Annotated in this window: 18 protein-coding genes and 1 tRNA gene; 8 read left to right on the plus strand and 11 right to left on the minus strand. The window is 70.2% G+C overall.

Going from position 1 to position 16,202, the window contains the following annotated elements; genetic code table 11:
* The first annotated feature begins 13 nt into the window (after nucleotides 1–13).
* The 3 genes from AB0H84_RS07370 to AB0H84_RS07380 all read left to right on the plus strand — a co-directional run bounded on the left by AB0H84_RS07370 (nucleotide 14) and on the right by AB0H84_RS07380 (nucleotide 2,558).
* On the plus strand, nucleotides 14–403 hold the full coding sequence (locus tag AB0H84_RS07370) for a PPOX class F420-dependent oxidoreductase (protein ID WP_357599509.1): 390 nt from the start codon (nucleotides 14–16) through the stop codon (nucleotides 401–403).
* Nucleotides 404–447: 44 nt separating this feature from the next.
* Entirely contained in the window at nucleotides 448–1,704 is a 1,257-nt protein-coding gene (locus AB0H84_RS07375) for a histidine kinase (RefSeq protein ID WP_357599683.1), read from the plus strand.
* A 203-nt stretch (nucleotides 1,705–1,907) separates the two neighbouring features.
* The gene (locus tag AB0H84_RS07380) at nucleotides 1,908–2,558 is read left to right on the plus strand and encodes a response regulator transcription factor (RefSeq protein ID WP_357599686.1); all 651 of its coding nucleotides are present in this window, start codon (nucleotides 1,908–1,910) and stop codon (nucleotides 2,556–2,558) included.
* A gap of 1 nt (nucleotide 2,559) precedes the next feature.
* Here the strand turns inward: AB0H84_RS07380 and secY are convergent, their stop codons facing one another.
* Nucleotides 2,560–3,855: a preprotein translocase subunit SecY gene (gene secY, locus AB0H84_RS07385; protein ID WP_357599512.1), complete on the minus strand. Its 1,296-nt coding sequence runs from the start codon at nucleotides 3,853–3,855 to the stop codon at nucleotides 2,560–2,562.
* Between the two features lie 90 nt (nucleotides 3,856–3,945).
* Nucleotides 3,946–4,722: a putative hydro-lyase gene (locus AB0H84_RS07390; RefSeq protein ID WP_357599515.1), complete on the minus strand. Its 777-nt coding sequence runs from the start codon at nucleotides 4,720–4,722 to the stop codon at nucleotides 3,946–3,948.
* Nucleotides 4,723–4,847: 125 nt separating this feature from the next.
* Between AB0H84_RS07390 and AB0H84_RS07395 the strand changes: the two genes are divergently transcribed.
* Both AB0H84_RS07395 and AB0H84_RS07400 read left to right on the plus strand, forming a co-directional pair.
* Nucleotides 4,848–6,479: a sodium:solute symporter family protein gene (locus tag AB0H84_RS07395; RefSeq protein ID WP_357599518.1), complete on the plus strand. Its 1,632-nt coding sequence runs from the start codon at nucleotides 4,848–4,850 to the stop codon at nucleotides 6,477–6,479.
* Nucleotides 6,476–6,637 (plus strand): hypothetical protein, encoded by a 162-nt coding sequence (locus AB0H84_RS07400; protein ID WP_357599521.1) that lies wholly within the window; start codon nucleotides 6,476–6,478, stop codon nucleotides 6,635–6,637. The genes AB0H84_RS07395 and AB0H84_RS07400 overlap by 4 nt, the downstream gene beginning before the upstream one ends.
* On the opposite strand, the gene AB0H84_RS07405 is transcribed toward AB0H84_RS07400, so the two are convergent.
* Nucleotides 6,624–6,950, minus strand: a complete 327-nt coding sequence (locus AB0H84_RS07405) for a helix-turn-helix domain-containing protein (RefSeq protein WP_357599524.1) — start codon at nucleotides 6,948–6,950, stop codon at nucleotides 6,624–6,626. The two genes, AB0H84_RS07400 and AB0H84_RS07405, sit on opposite strands and share 14 nt — an antisense overlap.
* Nucleotides 6,951–6,991: 41 nt before the next feature.
* On the opposite strand from AB0H84_RS07405, the gene AB0H84_RS07410 reads away from it, so the two are divergent.
* The gene (locus AB0H84_RS07410) at nucleotides 6,992–7,876 is read left to right on the plus strand and encodes an NADP-dependent oxidoreductase (RefSeq protein ID WP_357599527.1); all 885 of its coding nucleotides are present in this window, start codon (nucleotides 6,992–6,994) and stop codon (nucleotides 7,874–7,876) included.
* Between the two features lie 21 nt (nucleotides 7,877–7,897).
* On the opposite strand, the gene AB0H84_RS07415 is transcribed toward AB0H84_RS07410, so the two are convergent.
* The gene (locus AB0H84_RS07415) at nucleotides 7,898–8,128 is read right to left on the minus strand and encodes a hypothetical protein (protein WP_357599530.1); all 231 of its coding nucleotides are present in this window, start codon (nucleotides 8,126–8,128) and stop codon (nucleotides 7,898–7,900) included.
* Nucleotides 8,125–8,352 (minus strand): DUF6158 family protein, encoded by a 228-nt coding sequence (locus AB0H84_RS07420; RefSeq protein ID WP_357599533.1) that lies wholly within the window; start codon nucleotides 8,350–8,352, stop codon nucleotides 8,125–8,127. The genes AB0H84_RS07415 and AB0H84_RS07420 overlap by 4 nt, the downstream gene beginning before the upstream one ends.
* 94 nt (nucleotides 8,353–8,446) lie before the next feature.
* On the opposite strand from AB0H84_RS07420, the gene AB0H84_RS07425 reads away from it, so the two are divergent.
* Entirely contained in the window at nucleotides 8,447–9,382 is a 936-nt protein-coding gene (locus AB0H84_RS07425) for a LysR family transcriptional regulator (protein WP_357599537.1), read from the plus strand.
* Between the two features lie 88 nt (nucleotides 9,383–9,470).
* On the opposite strand, the gene AB0H84_RS07430 is transcribed toward AB0H84_RS07425, so the two are convergent.
* A complete protein-coding gene (locus AB0H84_RS07430; RefSeq protein WP_357599540.1) occupies nucleotides 9,471–10,001 on the minus strand; it encodes a histidine phosphatase family protein in 531 nt (176 codons plus the stop codon).
* Nucleotides 10,002–10,205: 204 nt separating this feature from the next.
* On the opposite strand from AB0H84_RS07430, the gene AB0H84_RS07435 reads away from it, so the two are divergent.
* Nucleotides 10,206–10,279, plus strand: a tRNA-Ile gene (locus AB0H84_RS07435).
* A gap of 146 nt (nucleotides 10,280–10,425) precedes the next feature.
* On the opposite strand, the gene AB0H84_RS07440 is transcribed toward AB0H84_RS07435, so the two are convergent.
* The 5 genes from AB0H84_RS07440 to AB0H84_RS07460 form a co-directional block, all read right to left on the minus strand.
* Nucleotides 10,426–11,850, minus strand: a complete 1,425-nt coding sequence (locus AB0H84_RS07440) for an integrase (protein WP_357599543.1) — start codon at nucleotides 11,848–11,850, stop codon at nucleotides 10,426–10,428.
* A complete protein-coding gene (locus AB0H84_RS07445) occupies nucleotides 11,850–12,053 on the minus strand; it encodes a helix-turn-helix domain-containing protein (RefSeq protein WP_357599546.1) in 204 nt (67 codons plus the stop codon). Before AB0H84_RS07445 ends, AB0H84_RS07440 begins: the two co-directional genes overlap by 1 nt.
* Before the next feature lie 182 nt (nucleotides 12,054–12,235).
* Entirely contained in the window at nucleotides 12,236–13,456 is a 1,221-nt protein-coding gene (locus AB0H84_RS07450) for a DUF3631 domain-containing protein (RefSeq protein ID WP_357599549.1), read from the minus strand.
* Between the two features lie 39 nt (nucleotides 13,457–13,495).
* Nucleotides 13,496–14,413: a bifunctional DNA primase/polymerase gene (locus tag AB0H84_RS07455; protein WP_357599552.1), complete on the minus strand. Its 918-nt coding sequence runs from the start codon at nucleotides 14,411–14,413 to the stop codon at nucleotides 13,496–13,498.
* Nucleotides 14,414–14,619: 206 nt separating this feature from the next.
* Nucleotides 14,620–16,104 carry a DNA cytosine methyltransferase gene (locus AB0H84_RS07460; RefSeq protein ID WP_357599555.1) on the minus strand — a complete coding sequence of 495 codons (1,485 nt, stop codon included), beginning with the start codon at nucleotides 16,102–16,104 and terminating at the stop codon, nucleotides 14,620–14,622.
* Nucleotides 16,105–16,202 lie beyond the last annotated feature (98 nt).

Raw genomic sequence — 16,202 nt, forward strand, 5'->3', positions numbered from 1 at the left:
CAGACTCGACCGCATGACCTTCACCGCAGCGGAACTAGAGTACCTGTCGTCGCAGCACCTCGGCCGCCTGGCCAGCGTGTCACCTGACGGCCAGGTGCAGAACAACCCGGTCGGCTTCTTCGTCGACGCCGAGACCGGCATCATCACCATCGGCGGGCACGCCATGGGCGCGTCCAAGAAGTTCAGGAACGTCCAGAAGGGCAGCACTGTCGCGCTCGTCGTGGACGACCTGGCCTCGGTCGATCCGTGGGTGGTGCGCGGCATCGAGATCAGGGGCACGGCTGAGGCGCTGACGGACGTCGATCCGCCCGTGCCGTTCTTCTCCAGGGAGATCATCAAGATCACACCTAGGAAGATCACTTCGTGGGGGCTGGCGGGTCCGCGCGAGACCAGGGACGTGTAAAAGCTCGCTAGGATCGGGGCTACACGAGGCTTGGCCGGGTGGGGATGGTGACGGAGCACACGCACAGGAGCGGCCGCCTGCGCCGGCCACTGGCCGCTCTGTCGCGCCTGACCCGGCTCGGCGACATCCCGGTCGTGGTCGTGCTGGCGTGGGCGGGCTGGCTGGCCGTCCCATGGTCGCTCGGCGGCCTCGCCCAGGCCCGCGCCGCCGCGGCCGCTGCCGCCGCTGAGGCCGAGCCGCCGCAGGTCGACCTCTCCCCCGCGGCTGTACGCCCGTGGGCCATCCCCGCCGCCCAGCCCCGCCACCTCAAGACCGTCCGCCGTGCTGGTGCGACGGACGGGGATGACACCGCGCCGACCTCAACGGGACCCGGCTCGGCGGCACCGGTCTCGACGACGCCCGGCTCAGCCTGGCCCGGCCCAGCGGCACCGGTCTCGACGACGCCCGGCTCGGCGGCACCCATCTCGATGACGCCCGGCTCGGCGTGGCCAGGCTCGGCGTGGCCAGGCTCGGCGTGGCCCGGTCCAGCGGCACCGGCCTCGGCCGGGACGGCGCCGCACCACGGCGAGGCGGCTCCGGGCGCGCCCGGCCTCGGCGAAGTGGCTCGGGACGGCCGTACTGGCGTCGGTGGGGCCGTTCGGACCGCGCCGGACGCGGTGGCGGCACCCGACGCGGTGGCAGCGCCAGACGCGGTGGCGGCGGCGGACGTGGTGGCAGCGGCGGACGTGGTGGCGGTGGAGCGGGCCAGGATCGCCGGGGAGGTGCACGACGCGGCCGGGCACGGCCTCGCGGCCATCGCCATGCAGGCCGGGCTGGCGCTCGTCGCACTCGACGACGACCCCGAGCAGGCCAGGGCGTCACTGCAGGCGATCAGGGAGACCAGCACGACGGCACTCACCCAGCTGCGCGCGGCGCTCGACGGCATCGACCCGCCCGGGGGTGACCTCGCCCGGCTCATCGAGGGCGTCCGGGCGGCGGGCCTGCCGGTGGACGTCGAGCCCGTCGACTTCACCGTGCCCGCTCACCTCCAGAGCCCCGTCTACCGGGTGGTACGCGAGTCGCTGACCAACGTGCTGCGCCACGCGGGCCCCACCAGGGCGCTCGTGCGCGTGGGCGGGGATCCGGACGAGTTCGTGCTGGAGGTGGCCGACCGGGGTGCGGGCTGGACGGGCGCTCGCGAAGGGCGGGGGCTGGCCGGGATGCGCGCCCGGGTCGCGGAGGCGGGCGGCCACTTCGCCGCCGGGCCGCGCGACGGCGGCGGCTTCCAGGTGATCGCCCGCTTCCCCCGGGTCTCGGCATGACCGCACCGGACCACGTGCCCACCCCGCAACCGCCCACCTCACCGGACCACATGCCCACCCCGCAACCGCCGACCGCACCGGCCCCTGTGTCCACCCCGCAACCGGCGACCGCCCCGTACGACGAGACCGTCTCCCAACCCGCGGCCACCACCCCTCACGACGAGACCGTCCAGGGGCCGGCGAGCCTGCCGAGCGCCGAGGGCGTGATCAGGGTGGCCGTCGCAGACGATCAGGCGGTCGTGCGGATGGGGCTGCGGGCCCTGCTGGAGCGGGAGCCCGGCATGCAGTGCGTGGGCGAGGCCGCCGACGGGAGCGCCGCGCTGGCGCTGCTCCGCCGCGTCCGCCCCGACGTGCTGCTGCTCGACATCCGCATGCCCGGCATGGACGGCCTCGCCACGCTCCGCGCCATCGCCGAGGACCCCGGACTCCGCGGCACCAGGATCGTCGTGGTGACGACCTTCGCCGTGGACGAGTACGTCTTCGCCGCGCTCCAGGCCGGGGCCAGCGGCTTCGTGCTCAAGGACAGCGCCCCGGAGGAGCTGGTCAACGCCGTGCGCGTGGTGGCCGCGGGCGAGGCGCTGCTGTCACCGGCGATCACCAAGAAGGTCATCGGCATGTTCGGGCGGCACGGCGCCGGTCCGGTCGAAGGGCTGGAGACGCTGACGCCCCGGGAACGGGAGCTGGTGGCCTGGGTGGCCACCGGCAGGTCCAACGAGGAGATCGCCGAGGAGCTGGTGATCAGCCCCGACACGGTCCGCACCCACGTCAGCCGGGCCATGGTCAAGCTGCGCGCGAGGGACCGCGCCCAGCTCGTGGTGTTCGCCATGCGAGCCGGGCTGAGCATCCCCGCCTGAGCTACCGCAGGAAGCCCTCGTAGTTGCGCTGCTGCAGCTGGGCCTCGATCTGCTTCACGGTGTCCAGCCCGACCCCGACCATGATCAGCACGCTGGTCCCGCCGAACGGGAAGTTCTGCCGCGTACCCGGATCCTTGAGGACCGCGAAGGCCACCAGCGGCAGCAGCGCCAGTGCCCCCAGATAGACCGCCCCGGGCGCGGTCAGCCGCCCCAGCACGTACGCCAGGTACCGCGCCGTCGGACCCCCGGGCCGGATCCCGGGAACGAACCCCCCGTACCGCCGCATGTTCTCCGCCACCTCCACGGGATTGAAGGTGATCGACACGTAGAAGTAGGCGAATCCCACGATCAGCAGGACGTACACGCTCATGTAGAGCGGACCCGTGGTCAGGTTGCGCTCCACCCACGCCTGTCCCGCCTGGCCGAGCAGCGGCGCCGCCAGCGTGGGCAGGTACAGCAGCGACGAGGTGAAGATCACCGGCACGATCCCCGCCTGGTTCACCTTCAACGGGATGTACGTGCTGCTCCCCCCGTACATCCGCCGCCCCACCATCCGCTTGGCGTACTGCACCGGGATCCGCCGCTGCGCCTGCTCCACGAAGACCACGGCCGCCACCAGGCAGAGCCCCGCCGCGGTCATCACCGCGAAACTCATCGGGCTCATCACGAAGATCTTCGCCATGTACGCCGGGAAGACCGCCACGACCTGCGAGAACATCAGGAGCGACATCCCGTTCCCGATCCCGCGGTCCGTGATCAGCTCGCCGAGCCACATGACCACGCAGGCCCCCGCCACCATGGTCAGCACGATCACGATCACCGCGAGCAGGCCCTCGTCCCGCAGCAGCGGCCGCGTGCAGCCGGGCAGGAGCTGCCGGGCGCGGGCCAGCGCGACGACCGTCCCGGCGTTCAGCACGGCGAGCCCGACCGTCAGGTAGCGGGTGTACTGCGTGATCTTGGCCTGCCCGCGCTGCCCCTCCTTCCTGAGCGCGTCCAGCCGGGGTACGAGCACGGCGAAGAGCTGCATGACGATGCTGGCCGTGATGTACGGCATGACGCCCAGCGCGAACACCGACAGCTGCAGCATCGCGCCCCCGCTCAGCATCTGCACCATGTCGAAGAGCCCGCCCTTGGCCGCCCCCACGCACTCCCGCACGGTGACCACGTCCACCCCCGGCGCGGGCATGAGCTGCCCGAGGCGGAACAGCACGATCAGTCCCAGCGTGAACAGCAGCTTCCTGCGCAGCTCAGGTACTCGGAAGGCACCCGTCAATGTCCTGGTCAGAACGGTCAGCATGGTCAAGGAGTCTGACCGGGGCGGCCCGCCGGGTCGTCCGCCGAGACGAGGCACCCGCGTACGCAAATCCGCGTACGCGCAGGCGCCGCGTCAGACGCGGTAGTCGTCGTCGCGCGCGTCCAGGATGGCCATGTGCCCCGGCAGGTGGCCGATGGCGTACTCGACGCCGCTGGCCATGACCGCCGCCTGCGGCGTCACCCCGCACGCCCAGAACAGCGGCACCTCCCCCGCCCGCACCTCCACCGGGTCGCCGAAGTCGGGCCGGGCCAGGTCGCGGATCCCGATCGCCGCGGGGTCGCCGACGTGCACCGGCGCCCCGTGCACCAGCGGGTAGCGCCCGGTCACCTCGACCGCGGTCGCCACCAGCGCCTCCGGCACCGGCCGCATCGACACGACCAGCGGCCCCGACAGGCTGCCCGCCGCCTCGCAGGGGACGTCGGTGACGTACATCGGCACGTTCGTCCCCAGTTCCAGGTGCCGCACCGGCACCCCGGCCGCGAGCAGCGCGGCCTCGAAGGTGAAGCTGCATCCGATGAGGAACGGCACCAGGTCGTCCCGCCACTCCGCCACCACGTCGCCGGGGTCGGCGACCGGCTCGCCGTCGCGGTAGAGCCGATATCCGGGCAGGTCGGTACGGAGGTCGCCGGGGAACAGCGGCGTGGACCAGGCGCCCGGCTCCCCCACGTCGAGCACGGGGCACGCCTGCGGGTTCTGGTGGGCGAACAGCAGCAGGTCGTACCGGAGCCGCCTGGGCACGGCGATCAGGTTGGCCTGCGTCCAGCCCCGGCACCAGCCCGCCGTGGGCACGCGCTCGCCGGCGCGGAAGCGCTCCCGGGCCTGCGCCGGGCTGAGGTCGGCGACGTTCACCCTCCGACAGTATGGCGGGCCGCGTTCGACGGTCCACCAAGCCTCGCCGGCCCCTTACCTGAGGGGCACTCACATCAAGCGGCGAAGCCGGTGATATTGGGACTTTCCGGGGTAGCCGAAGCGCCGTGCGCCTCGACGTGAACCTCCTCGACTACGCCCTCATCGCGATCTACTTCGCCACCGTCCTCGCCATCGGTGTCGCCGCGCGCAGGCGGATCAGCTCGAGCCTCGACTTCTTCCTGGCCGGCCGCGGCCTGCCGGCCTGGATCACGGGGCTCGCGTTCGTCTCCGCCAACCTCGGCGCGATCGAGATCCTCGGCATGGCGGCCAACGGCGTGCAGTACGGCGCCATGACCGTGCACTACTACTGGATCGGCGCGGTCCCCGCGATGGTCTTCCTCGGCCTCGTGATGATGCCCTTCTACTACCGCTCGAAGGTCCGCAGCGTGCCCGAGTTCCTGCGCAAACGCTTCAACGGCGCGACGCAGCTGCTGAACGCGATCACGTTCGCGGTGGCGCAGATCCTCATCGCGGGCGTGAACCTCTACGCGCTGGCCCTGGTCATGGAGGCGCTGCTGGGCTGGCCGCTGCCGGTCTCCGTGGTGGTCTCGGCGGTGATCGTGCTGTCGTACATCACGCTGGGCGGGCTCTCCTCGGCCATCTACAACGAGGTGCTGCAGTTCTTCGTGATCCTGGCCGGGCTGATCCCGCTGACCGTGCTGGGGCTGATCAAGGTGGGCGGCTTCTCGGGGCTGGCGGAGAAGGTACGGCAGAGCGCGCTCGGCGAGGGCGGCCTGCACACCTGGGCGGACACGGCGGGCGAGAACCCGATGCACGCCCACTGGATCGGCATCGTGTTCGGGCTCGGGTTCGTGCTCTCGTTCGGCTACTGGACCACGAACTTCGCCGAGGTGCAGCGGGCCCTGTCGGCCAGGAACACGAACGCGGCCAGGCTCACGCCGATCATCGCCTCGTACCCGAAGCTCTTCATCCCGCTGGTGACAGTGCTGCCGGGGATGATCGCGCTCGTGCTGTTCAACGGCTGGGGCAAGGGCCAGGACTACAACAGCGCGATCCCGCTGCTCATGCGGGACCTGCTGCCGAACGGCGTGCTGGGGGTCGCGGTGACCGGGCTGCTGGCCTCGTTCATGGCGGGGATGGCGGCGAACATCAGCGGCTTCAACACGGTGTTCACCAACGACATCTGGCAGTCGCACCTGCGTCCCGACCGCGACGACAGCCACTACCTGCGGGTGGGCCGGATCGCGACGGTGGTGGGCGTGGCGCTGGGCGTCGGCACGGCGTTCATCGCGGCCGGCTACTCCAACATCATGAACTACCTGCAGGCGCTCTTCTCGTTCTTCAACGCGCCGCTCTTCGCCACCTTCATCCTCGGCCTCTTCTGGCGGCGGATGACGCCGTGGGCCGGGTTCTGGGGGCTGCTCGCCGGCACGTTGGCGGCCTTCGCGTCCTACATCGCGTACAAGGCCGGGATCGTGGACTTCGGCACCGAGCTGAACGCCAGCTTCTGGGGCGCGGGCCTGGCGTTCGCCGTGGACGTGGTCGTGTCCGTCGCGGTCACGCTGGTCACCACGGCGAAGCCGGTCGAGGAGCTGCGCGGGCTCGTGTACGGGCTCAGCGCCGTCAATCTGGAGGACGACGCGCTGGCGGGTGACACACGGTGGTACCGCTCGCCGGTGCTGCTCGGCACAGGCGCCCTCGTCCTCGCCGCAGCGATGTACGGGGTGATCATATGAGTGACATTCGCATGGTGATCGGCGGGCTGTTCCTGGTGTACGGCGTGATCCTCGTCGTCGCCGGGGCGCTCGGGAGCGCGGTCAACCTGTGGACCGGCCTCGCCATGGCCGTCTTCGGCGGCACGTTCGTGGCCTGGGCCCGCCTCAGACGGCTCTGACGGGCTCCTTGGCCCGCCGGTCGTAGGTCTCCCGGGCGGCGGTCACGTCGTCGGCGTGCTCGCGCGCCCAGTCGCCGATGGCCCGCAGGATGTCGATGGCGCTGCGGCCCAGGTCGGTGAGCTCGTACTCGACCTTAGGCGGGATCGTCGGGTAGACCGTGCGGGTGGCCAGCCCATCGCGCTCGAGGGCGCGCAGGGTCTGCGACAGCATCTTCTGCGTGATGCCGTCGAGCATCCGGCGCAGCTCGTTGAAGCGCCTGGGCCCGTCGAGCAGCGCACCCATGGCCAGCCCGGTCCACTTGTTGCTGAACATGTCGATCACGGTGCGGGGCGCTCGACACGGTGCCGCGGCCGGTGCTGGAGCGGCACGAGGTGCTGATCAGGGTGCGCGCCGCGGGCGTCAACCCGCCGGACTGGAAGGTGCGGCGCGCGCCGTTCCCGCCGCACTACGTCGATCTCCCGCTGATCCCCGGCTGGGACGTGTCGGGGATCGTGGAGGAGGCCGGCGAGTACGTCGCCCGCTTCAAGCCGGGCGACGAGGTCTTCGGGATGGTGAACTTCCCCTACTACGCCGCCGCGTACGCCGAGTACGTGGTGGCCAGACCGCGGCACCTCGCGCGCAAGCCCGCCGGGATCGATCATGTCCAGGCCGCCGCGCTGCCCATGCCGGCTTTGACCGCGTGGCAGGCGTTCTCGGACATTGTCGAGATCTCGCCGGGGCAGCGGGTGCTCGTCCACGCGGCCGCCGGCGGCGTCGGGCACCTGGCCGTGCAGCTCGCCAAGTCGCGCGGCGCGTACGTGATTGGCACCACGCGGGCCTCGAAGCGCGACTTCGTCCGCGGGCTGGGGGCCGACGAGGTGATCGACCACACGAGCACTGACTTCAGCGAGGTCCTCTCGGAGATCGACATCGTGCTGGACATGGTCGGCCTGATGGGCAAGGGACAGAACTACCCGCTCCGCTCGCTGCGCGTGCTGCGCCCCGGCGGCACGTACATCGCCGGCTCGGGCATCTCACCCGAGGACCGGGCCGCGTATGACCGGGCCGGGAGGCGATACGGGCTGTTCAGCGTGGAGCCGGATCACACGGCGCTGGCGAAGATCGCCGCGCTGGCGGCGGACGGCCGGCTGGTCGCGCACGTGGACCAGGTGTTCCCGCTGGCCGACGCCGCCAAGGCGCACGCGGTCATGGAGGGCGGCGACTTCACCGGCAAGCTCGTCCTGTCGGTCGCGGGCTAGCCCTCCGTACCCTCAGCACGTTCAGTACTCCACCTCGAACGTGTGGGCCCCCAGGGCGTACCCGTCTCCCCTGGGCAGCACGTACCCGTGCTCGATCAGGTGCGCGATGCACTCGCGCACCTGTTCCTCGGTCAGCCCGGACGCCCGTACGAGCCCTGCCAGGCTGGCCTCTCCGTGCTCGACCGCCTGGGACGCCACCGCCTCGTACACGTGGATGTCGACATCGGACAGAGCCTGCACATCGTGAGTCATGAGCGCTGCCTCGCCCCCTCTCTCAACCGGCCCGGATCGACCTCGCGATCCGGGTAGCGACGGAGGTACTCCGCCTCCAGCTCGTTCATGCGTGACGTGTGGACCGCCAGAGCGTCGTCCGATCCGTGGAAGAACGTGTCGCTCCGGGTGGTGTGCAGTTGCCGCAGCTCGCGGAGCAGATCCTCGTCGCTGAGCTGGGCGGCGTCTATTCCCATCGTCGTCATGGGCTTCCCCTACCCCTGCGCCCTCGACAATATCTGTCACATTTCCTGACATATGGGCATTGTTTGGAAGAGATCGCCGCCTTACGGTCCCCTTATGGACCTCGAGCTCAGGCACCTCAGGATCGTCCGCGCGGTCGCGGACGCGGGAAGTGTGAGCAAGGCCGCGTCCCTGCTCGGGCTGGCGCAGCCGGCCCTGACCGCCCAGCTCAAGCGCATCGAGAGGGGACTCGGCGGCACCCTTTTCGAGCGCGACCGGCACGGCGCGAGACCCACCAGGCTGGGCGAACTCGTGCTTTCCAGGGCACGAGTGCTGCTCCCCGCGGCCCAGGAGCTACAGGAGGAAGCCGTACGTTTCGCCGCCTCCCCCTCCTCACCCGGCTACCGCATCGGCGCGACCAACGGCCCCATCCTGGGCGGCCTGGTCGACCGGCTGGCCAGGGAACGCGCGGTCAGCACGTACACCTCCTGGTCCACGCACGAGCTGACCGGCATGGTCGAGCTCGGCCGCCTCGACTACGTGCTGACCGGCGCCTGCGGCGACTCCGGCACCCCCGCCGGCGCCCTCGTATGGGAGTCGATCGCCCTCGACCCCGTCTTCTGCCTGGTCGGCGCGGACCATCCGGCCGCGCAGGAGAAGGAGGTGGAGCTGGCCAGCCTCGCCGGCGAGCACTGGGCGGTGACACCGGGCGACGGCTGCTTCGCCGACTGCTTCGCGACGGCGTGCGCGCGTGCCGGCTTCACACCCGGCACGATCTACGAGACCGACGTACCCACCTGCACGCACCTCGCCCAGGTCGGCCGCGCGGTGGTGCTCTGCCAGGCCACCCACCAGCCCGCCCCCGGCCTCGTCATGGTGCCGCTCGCGGGGGCGCCGCTGCACTGGCGCCAGCTCCTCGGCCGCCACCCCACCGCACCCGACGCCGCCTGGGTGGTGGCCCAGGCTAAACAGGTCCACAGGGACGCGGTACGCCGGAGCCCGATCTACTCGGACTGGCTGGTACGGAACCCGGGCCATGGCACCGCCCCCTGACCCTCACCACCCCCACCATCCGACCACCCCCGCCACCGGCTCCACCCGGCTCCGGGGAGGCGCACCTCCCCGACCCCCTCGCCTCTCCTCACGCCAGGGTGTACTCCCACCCCGGCCGCCAGTCGAACGGCGCGTCAACCAGCTCCTCCAGGGCAGCCCCGTCCAGCAGATGCTGCAGCGCCCACCGATTGGCGGAGTGCGACACCAGCAGCACCTCCCGCCCCTGCCACTCCTCCATCACATCGCGCAGAAACCCCGCCATCTCCGCCACGACCTGCCGATAGCTCTGCCCGCCCGGCCACGGCGTATCGATGTGCCTGCTCCGCAGCGCCGCCACCTCGCTGACCGGCCGCCCGTTGTAGATCCCGTAGTCGCATTCCCTGAGCCGCCGATCGAGCCTGATCTCCTTGCCGCTCCCCGCGAAGGCGATCTCCGCCGTCTCCACGGCCCGCCGCAAGTCGGAGGCGTACACGACATCCACCTCCTGCCGCCGCGCCCCCAGCTTCGCCGCCTCGGCCCGCCCGCGCGCGGACAGCTCACCAGGCAACCACCCGGTGGCGATGCCCGTCTCGTTGTCCACGGTGATCGAATGCGTCTCGTACACCAGCTTCACGGCCACGCCCAGACGCTACCCCGGACCCTCCTCACCCGCGCCGCGGCAAGTCTCGCTGCGAATATGATCGAGTCAGGCTCCAACAAGGTTGCGGAGCATGGAATGATGTCGGCGGGGACGGCGACCGGATCCGATGCTCTAGCCTTAGCATGCGCGGGGGCACGGCACGATCCTTCGGACGTCCCGCCGCACGGCACACAACTGAATCCAGGGGCGGTAGCTCAGCCGGTCAGAGCATCGGACTCATAATCCGTGGGTCGTGGGTTCAAGTCCCACCCGCCCTACTCTCTTCGACCAGCCCGAACCCCCGCCTGACCTGCACCGTTGCGCGGGGGCGGGGGTTCTTCATGTCCGGCTGTCTACGGCTCTCGCCGATCGATTGCGGGTGTCTCTCCCCAATGTCTCCCCACGGTTCCGGGAGTGTTCCGGATCATGAGCCGTCGTCGTGCTCGTTGAGCGCGTCGGCGATGCGGCGCTTGGCGGCCTCATCCTGGCCAACGATGCACTTGGCGTAGATCCTGAGGAGGACATCCACGCTGTGACCTGCCCACTCCGCTACCTGCGTGGCGGGTACGCCGGCGTTGAGCCATGTCGAGACGCAGGCGTGGCGCAGGTCGTAGGGCCGTTTGGCCAATGGGGACCGTACCTCCTTGTCGGTGAGAGCGTTCTCGCGCGCTTTGATCCACACGCGCCGGTAGGTGATGTAGGGCAATTCGCTGGCGCGTATGCCGGTAAAGAGGCGTTCCCCGGGGCCGGGGGCGAACTCGGCGAAGTGGGCGCGGAACAGCTTGGTGAGCGGTGGCGGGCAGGGGACAATGCGTATCACTCCCTCGCTGCGGTGCTTGAGGGCGCGTTCCTCGCGCAGGTTGCCGTCGTCGGTCCATTCGCGGCCGGCGAACGGCGCCGCGCTCGCGAAGTGCAGTTCTCCCCAGTCGTTGGCGGGTTCTTCCATCTGTCCCGTCTCGGCGTTCTTGACCAGCTCGGGAATGATGATGTTCTCCTCTCTGAGGTTGACAGCTTCCTCTGGCCGGAGGGCGGCGTAGTACATCGCGCCGAAGAAGGCCACGAGCCGTTTTCCGCTGGGTTTCTGTGCTTCCACCTCGGCGAGTAGGCGGCGCGCCTGCGTGGGGTTGACCACGCTGCGTCTGTCCACTTCGTAGGTGACTTTGGGTGGCTTCCATTTGAGCGACTTGATCGGATTGGCGTCCAAGAGCTTCAGCTCTACGGCGTAATCCAGCGCGTTCTGAAGGATGGTCTTGTGGCGGCGAATCGTGCTCGTGGCGGCGGGCTTGCCGTTCAGGCGCGAGGTTGCCGTGTCGAGCACGGCGCGGATGGTGACAGCCTCGGCGAGATCGGAGACCGGCCTGGTGTGCTTGGCCAGCCACGCCAGCACCTCCGCCATTTCCTCCGGTGCCTCGTCTCTCTGCTTGCTGTTGAACGCCCATCGGCGCATGGCCGTACGTAGGTCGAGGTCGGCGGGCTTGCCCGTGCCACTTGTGAGCATGGCGGGTGTCGCTGATGTGAGGGCGCGGGCGATGTCTTGCCGGTATTTCGCCGAGGCGGCTTTCCATTTGAAGTCGGCGAACTTGCAAGCGAACTCGTACCAGGTCATGTCGGGGCGTTCGGTGCGGCTCCACGTCACGGGCTCGCCGGTGATCAGACTGAAGGGCTCACCCTCGCGGGCTGCGGTGAGGAGGTTGCTTCGGTAACTGTCCGCCTGCGCGCTCCTTTGGAATGTCTTCTTCCAGCGTTTACCAGCAGTAACCCATTCGACTCGGTACGAGGTGACCTTGCCAGTGGCGTTCTTGCGGATCTCGGTCTTGTAGACGCGCACCTTGTAGGTGGTGTTCTTCATCAAGCGGCGTCCTCTCGGGCGTTGAGCCAACTTTCCAGGTCGGCGCGGCGAACACGCAGCGAGCCGTTGGGCAGGTGGATGCAGCGCGGGGCGCTGCCCTTCTGTCGCCAGTCGTAGAAGGTGGATCGGGAGATCTGGAGTTCGGTGCAGATCTCGGGGACGGTGAGCATCGCGGGTAGGCGGGTGATGGTGGCAGTGGCCATCGGGCGCGTTCCTTCCGGGCGTGTGGTCGGAGCGGAGCGGGTGGCCTCGGCGTCGTGTTGGTGGCGGTCGCCGAGGGCGGTTTGGAGGGCGCAAGGGCCGGTTTTGAGGGGGGTAGCCGTACCAGCCGTACCAGGCTCGTTTTTGCTGGTCAGGGCCGGTACGGCTTTTTTGGTGGTACGGCTTAAGCCGTACCAGGGTTGTAAGCCGTACCGCTTTGACCTGCGGAATCGAGGCTGGTACGGCTGGTACGGCTCCCCCTGGCAAAGGGCACGACATCGCCGTTTTCGACGGTCTCGCGCGCTTGATCGTCGCCGCCCTGTGAGGGCTCGCCAGCGGGGCAGTAGCGCGCCCACGCATCGGCGAAATCCGCTCGGTGGTAGCCCTTGACCTGTCCAACCGGTTTGGGGAAGCGGATGGTGTCGGATCGGATGTCGTACTCGCGCAGCATGGTGCCGAGCTTCATCGCGGTCAGCCCGGTTGGGCCGTGCTCGTTCCAGCCTCCTTCCGGGTTAGCCTTGAGCCGTTCCAGCAAGACGGCGGTCGGGATGGCGGTGTCGGTGCCGAACGCGGTGCGGCAGTCGGTGAGCAGGCGCAGTCCCGGGGAGGGCCGGCCGTTGTCGTCGGCCTGCGCGGTGAGCGTGACCGCGGCGGCGCGGGCGCGGTCGGGCCAGGAGTCGCCGGCGTGGTCGGCGACGATGACCAGAGGTTCCCAGGTGTCGGCGGCGCGGTCTTCCACCGGCATGGCAGGTTCGGCCTCCTCCAGAATGTTCAGGTCGGCGCGGAGCCACGTGCTGAGTGCTGTGGCGAGCTTGGCGCGTAGCGGCTCGCGGTCGCGGCGATGCCGGTAGGGTGCGGCTTTCTCGCCGGGGCCGCGGCGGCGCATGCGGATGACCACGGCGCGGTCTTCGATCGTGTCGGGCATGGCGCCGATTCCGGCGAGAGCGGCCATGGCGAAGGTGGGGATGGATTCCACGCGGTTGGCGTTGGCGTCGTAGCGTTTGGCTGGCCGGTTGCGCTGGTGTCCGGCATTGAGCAGGCCACGCAGGTCTTCGTTGCCGTCTGCTTTGGGGCCGAAGATGGTGTCGGCCTCATCGACCAGCAGGGTCGGCGGGTCGGCGGTGATGGAGCGGTAGACGGCGGCGGGTGTGGAGTTGACGGTGATGAACGGCTCATGGCAGGTGGCCTCCACGATGTCGAGGAGTCGGGACTTGCCGCACCGCTTTTCGGGGCCGCGGATGACCAGGCGCGGGGCGTGGGGCCAGGCGGGTTGTGCGTGGGTGGCGGCGATCCACAGCGTGACCGCGTCGGCGGCCTCGGCGCTGGGCAGGATGACGTACCGGGTCAGGGCGGCGCGGAGTTGGTCGAGTAGGGCGGCGCCGGCGGGTGGGTGACGTTGGCTCATGGGTGTCTCCCTGGTTGGGTCGAGACGGTGTGACGGGTTTCATGCGGCGCGTATGCCGGCGTCGATGCCGTAGCCGATGACGGCGGCCAGCGTGTGGGGCGGTCGGGGGTCGCGGCTGTGGCGGTTGGCGGTCTCGGCGGCGGCTTGCAGGGCGTGTTCGACCAGGTCGCGCGGTAGCGCGCCGCGGGCGATGAGCTTGCCGAGTTTCCAGGCGGCCAGGTTCAGGGCGCGGTTGCGGCCTCCGTCCGGGGCTGTGGCCACCCGCTCGACTTCGCCGGTCAGGGCCGCGTGGCCGTAGGCCGACAGGCGACGGGCGGGCAGGTCGGCCAGCACCTCTGCGACCGACGTTGTTGCGGCGGGCGGCGGCGGTGGCGGTGGGTTGAGTGCGGCGGTCAGCCAGTCGGGCAGCGGGGCGGGCGGCCGGTCGCGGGTGACGGTGTAGGGGCCGGTGCCGTCGCGGGCGGCCACGTGGCTGCCGGGTGCGACGACGTAGCCGCCGCGGGCGCGGGTGTCGATGAGCCAGCCCAGGCCCTTGCCGCGCCGGCCGGTGGTGTTGCCCAAGTCCAGGCCAGGCGGGGCGGTGAAGTACAGGTGGGTGCCGCCGCAGCGGGTGCGCACGGTGAAGGTGTCGTCGGGGTAGGGCTGGCTGTGTTCGGCGCACAGATGGCGGAAAACGTGCTCTCCGGTGGCCAGGCCACGTGCCACGCATGCGGTAGGCGGTTGCTCGCCCGCTTTGGGGAGGTCCAGGTCGATGACCAGCAGGTTGGAGGGGCCGCAAGCGATGCCGACGTTGAAGGGCGCACGGTGCCACCAAGCCGCCAGCCGGTCGGGGTCGGTGGTGGCGTTGCGCTCCCAGCGGGTGAAGCCTCGGGCAGGGTATTTCCCGCCGGGAGTGAGCGGGAAGACGTGCCAGCCACGCCGGGCGGCGCCGATGGCGGCGGTGAGCAGGTCGTTCATTGATCGCGCCTTTCGTTCGCGCGGGTCACGGGCTTGATCGGGCGGGATCGTCCCCCAACTGGTGGCCTGGTCGGTGGCCGGTAGAGCCACCAGTTGGGGGGTCAGGTGGTGAGTCGTTCGCGGCGCGTCCCGGAGGTCGATGATGGTTATGCCGCGCGTTCCAGCTCCGCGCCGGTGATGCACTCGACCAAAGAGGAGATGATGACTTAGGCGACGGGGGGTGTGACGGCGTTGCCGTACTGGCGTACGCGCTGGCGCTTGTTCCCGAGCACGGTGTAGCCCGTGTTGAAGGCCATGGCGCGGCCGATCTCGGCGGGTTCGAGCATGCGGAACAGCACGTCGGCTATATCCACCGGCGCGCGCTCTTCAGAAGCGGAGGCGATGGCGTAGCGGTCCCGGGTGGACAGGGCGCCCACCGGCTGGTCGGCGGGCCGGGCCGCGCCGTTGCCGTAGTAGGGCACCAGCAGTGTGCCCGTGCCCGGTGGGGCGGTGACCAGGCCGTGATGGTTGCCCGAAGCGGTGACGGTGGCCAGTGCGTCGCTCACCGGTCGGGCTTCCGAGCCTCCGCCGCGAAGTTCGGCGATGAAGGGCGGGAAGGCCAGGCCGGTTTCGTTGCGGGCGGTCTGGGTGCGCATGGGCTCGCTGGCTCGGGCGGCGCTCTTGCCGTCGCGCCCCTCCACGGGGATCAGCAGGGGCGGCACGGCTATGCCGTCGTTCTCCCTTGTCGTTCGTGTCGGCATCGGCTCGGTGACGGGGCTGGCGTCGTTGCGCCAGGTGCCGCCGGCGGGCGCGAGAATCGGTGCCCAGTAGCGGGAGATCCCGGCGGCAATGCGTTCCATGGTCGCCTCGGCCAGCGGTTCGGCACGCTCACCGATGCGCTTGCCGGGAACGCTCCAGTCGATCGCCGCCGCCGCAGGGAGCACGCTGGGTTCCACGACCTGGTTGCGGCAGGTCGAGCGGGGGCAGCGGTAGAGGTATTGCTGGCGGTAGCGGCCCATGTCCGCGCCGGGACGCTTGAACACCTGCATCGCGCTGACCTGCCGCTCGCAGGTCCGGCACCAGGCGGTGGGGCGAAGCCACTTGTCGAAGTCCGGGGCGCGGCCAAGGCAGCTGTGCCAGTAGGCCACATACAGCCGATCCCGCGATTGCGGCGCGGCGATGGTGCGGACCGGCCGGGCGTGCATGGAGTTCAGCGCGATCACGCGCGTGCGGTAGCCCAGGAGATGCAGGCGGTTCAGCCAGGCGTCCCACTGGTCCCATGCGCGGCAGTCGATGACGTTCTCGACCACACCGGCCAGCACCCGCCCGCCCCGTGCGGCTACGCCTTCCAGGTAGAGCGGAACCTCTTCCATCAGGGCGCGGGAGCGCTCGTCTTCCTCCGAGCGGCCGGTCCCCTCCAGATCGAACAGCTCGCCCTGGCGGGTGTTGTGGAAGTCGCGGCGTTTGCCGCGGGCGCGGCTCCACTTCGGGCATTCCGGGGAGGCCCAGAACAGGTCCGCCACCGGCCAGCGCTCCACGGGTGCGGTCCGGATGTCGCCCTGGTAGTGGTCGGTCGAGGGGAAGTTCGCGGAGTGTGAGGCAATGGCCATCTCCCAGTGGTTGGCCGCCCGGGTGACCTGCACGCCGGGAACGGCGTGGGCGCCCTGCGACGAACCACCGGCTCCGCAGAACCAGTCCATCAAGGTCAGCATGGAATGCTCCTTGTCATCGGGTAGGTGGGGTTGTCGATTGCCGTGAGCTGGTCGAGCCATGGCACGCCGAGCTGTCCTCGGCGCCGGGGGCAGGTGCA

It is taken from the genome of Nonomuraea sp. NPDC050786, assembly GCF_040654115.1.
Lineage (GTDB): Bacteria > Actinomycetota > Actinomycetes > Streptosporangiales > Streptosporangiaceae > Nonomuraea.

What these genes read in the sequence shown, in the direction of transcription:
- AB0H84_RS07460 (WP_357599555.1), bottom strand. Translation starts at nt 16,104, where the DNA reads ATGCTGACCTTGATGGACTGGTTCTGCGGAGCCGGTGGTTCGTCGCAG.
- AB0H84_RS07375 (WP_357599683.1), top strand. Translation starts at nt 448, where the DNA reads ATGGTGACGGAGCACACGCACAGGAGCGGCCGCCTGCGCCGGCCACTG.
- secY (WP_357599512.1), bottom strand. Translation starts at nt 3,855, where the DNA reads ATGCTGACCGTTCTGACCAGGACATTGACGGGTGCCTTCCGAGTACCT.
- AB0H84_RS07445 (WP_357599546.1), bottom strand. Translation starts at nt 12,053, where the DNA reads ATGGCCACTGCCACCATCACCCGCCTACCCGCGATGCTCACCGTCCCC.
- AB0H84_RS07450 (WP_357599549.1), bottom strand. Translation starts at nt 13,456, where the DNA reads ATGAGCCAACGTCACCCACCCGCCGGCGCCGCCCTACTCGACCAACTC.
- AB0H84_RS07370 (WP_357599509.1), top strand. Translation starts at nt 14, where the DNA reads ATGACCTTCACCGCAGCGGAACTAGAGTACCTGTCGTCGCAGCACCTC.
- AB0H84_RS07405 (WP_357599524.1), bottom strand. Translation starts at nt 6,950, where the DNA reads ATGTTCAGCAACAAGTGGACCGGGCTGGCCATGGGTGCGCTGCTCGAC.
- AB0H84_RS07415 (WP_357599530.1), bottom strand. Translation starts at nt 8,128, where the DNA reads ATGACTCACGATGTGCAGGCTCTGTCCGATGTCGACATCCACGTGTAC.
- AB0H84_RS07440 (WP_357599543.1), bottom strand. Translation starts at nt 11,850, where the DNA reads ATGAAGAACACCACCTACAAGGTGCGCGTCTACAAGACCGAGATCCGC.
- AB0H84_RS07420 (WP_357599533.1), bottom strand. Translation starts at nt 8,352, where the DNA reads ATGACGACGATGGGAATAGACGCCGCCCAGCTCAGCGACGAGGATCTG.
- AB0H84_RS07455 (WP_357599552.1), bottom strand. Translation starts at nt 14,413, where the DNA reads ATGAACGACCTGCTCACCGCCGCCATCGGCGCCGCCCGGCGTGGCTGG.
- AB0H84_RS07425 (WP_357599537.1), top strand. Translation starts at nt 8,447, where the DNA reads ATGGACCTCGAGCTCAGGCACCTCAGGATCGTCCGCGCGGTCGCGGAC.
- AB0H84_RS07400 (WP_357599521.1), top strand. Translation starts at nt 6,476, where the DNA reads ATGAGTGACATTCGCATGGTGATCGGCGGGCTGTTCCTGGTGTACGGC.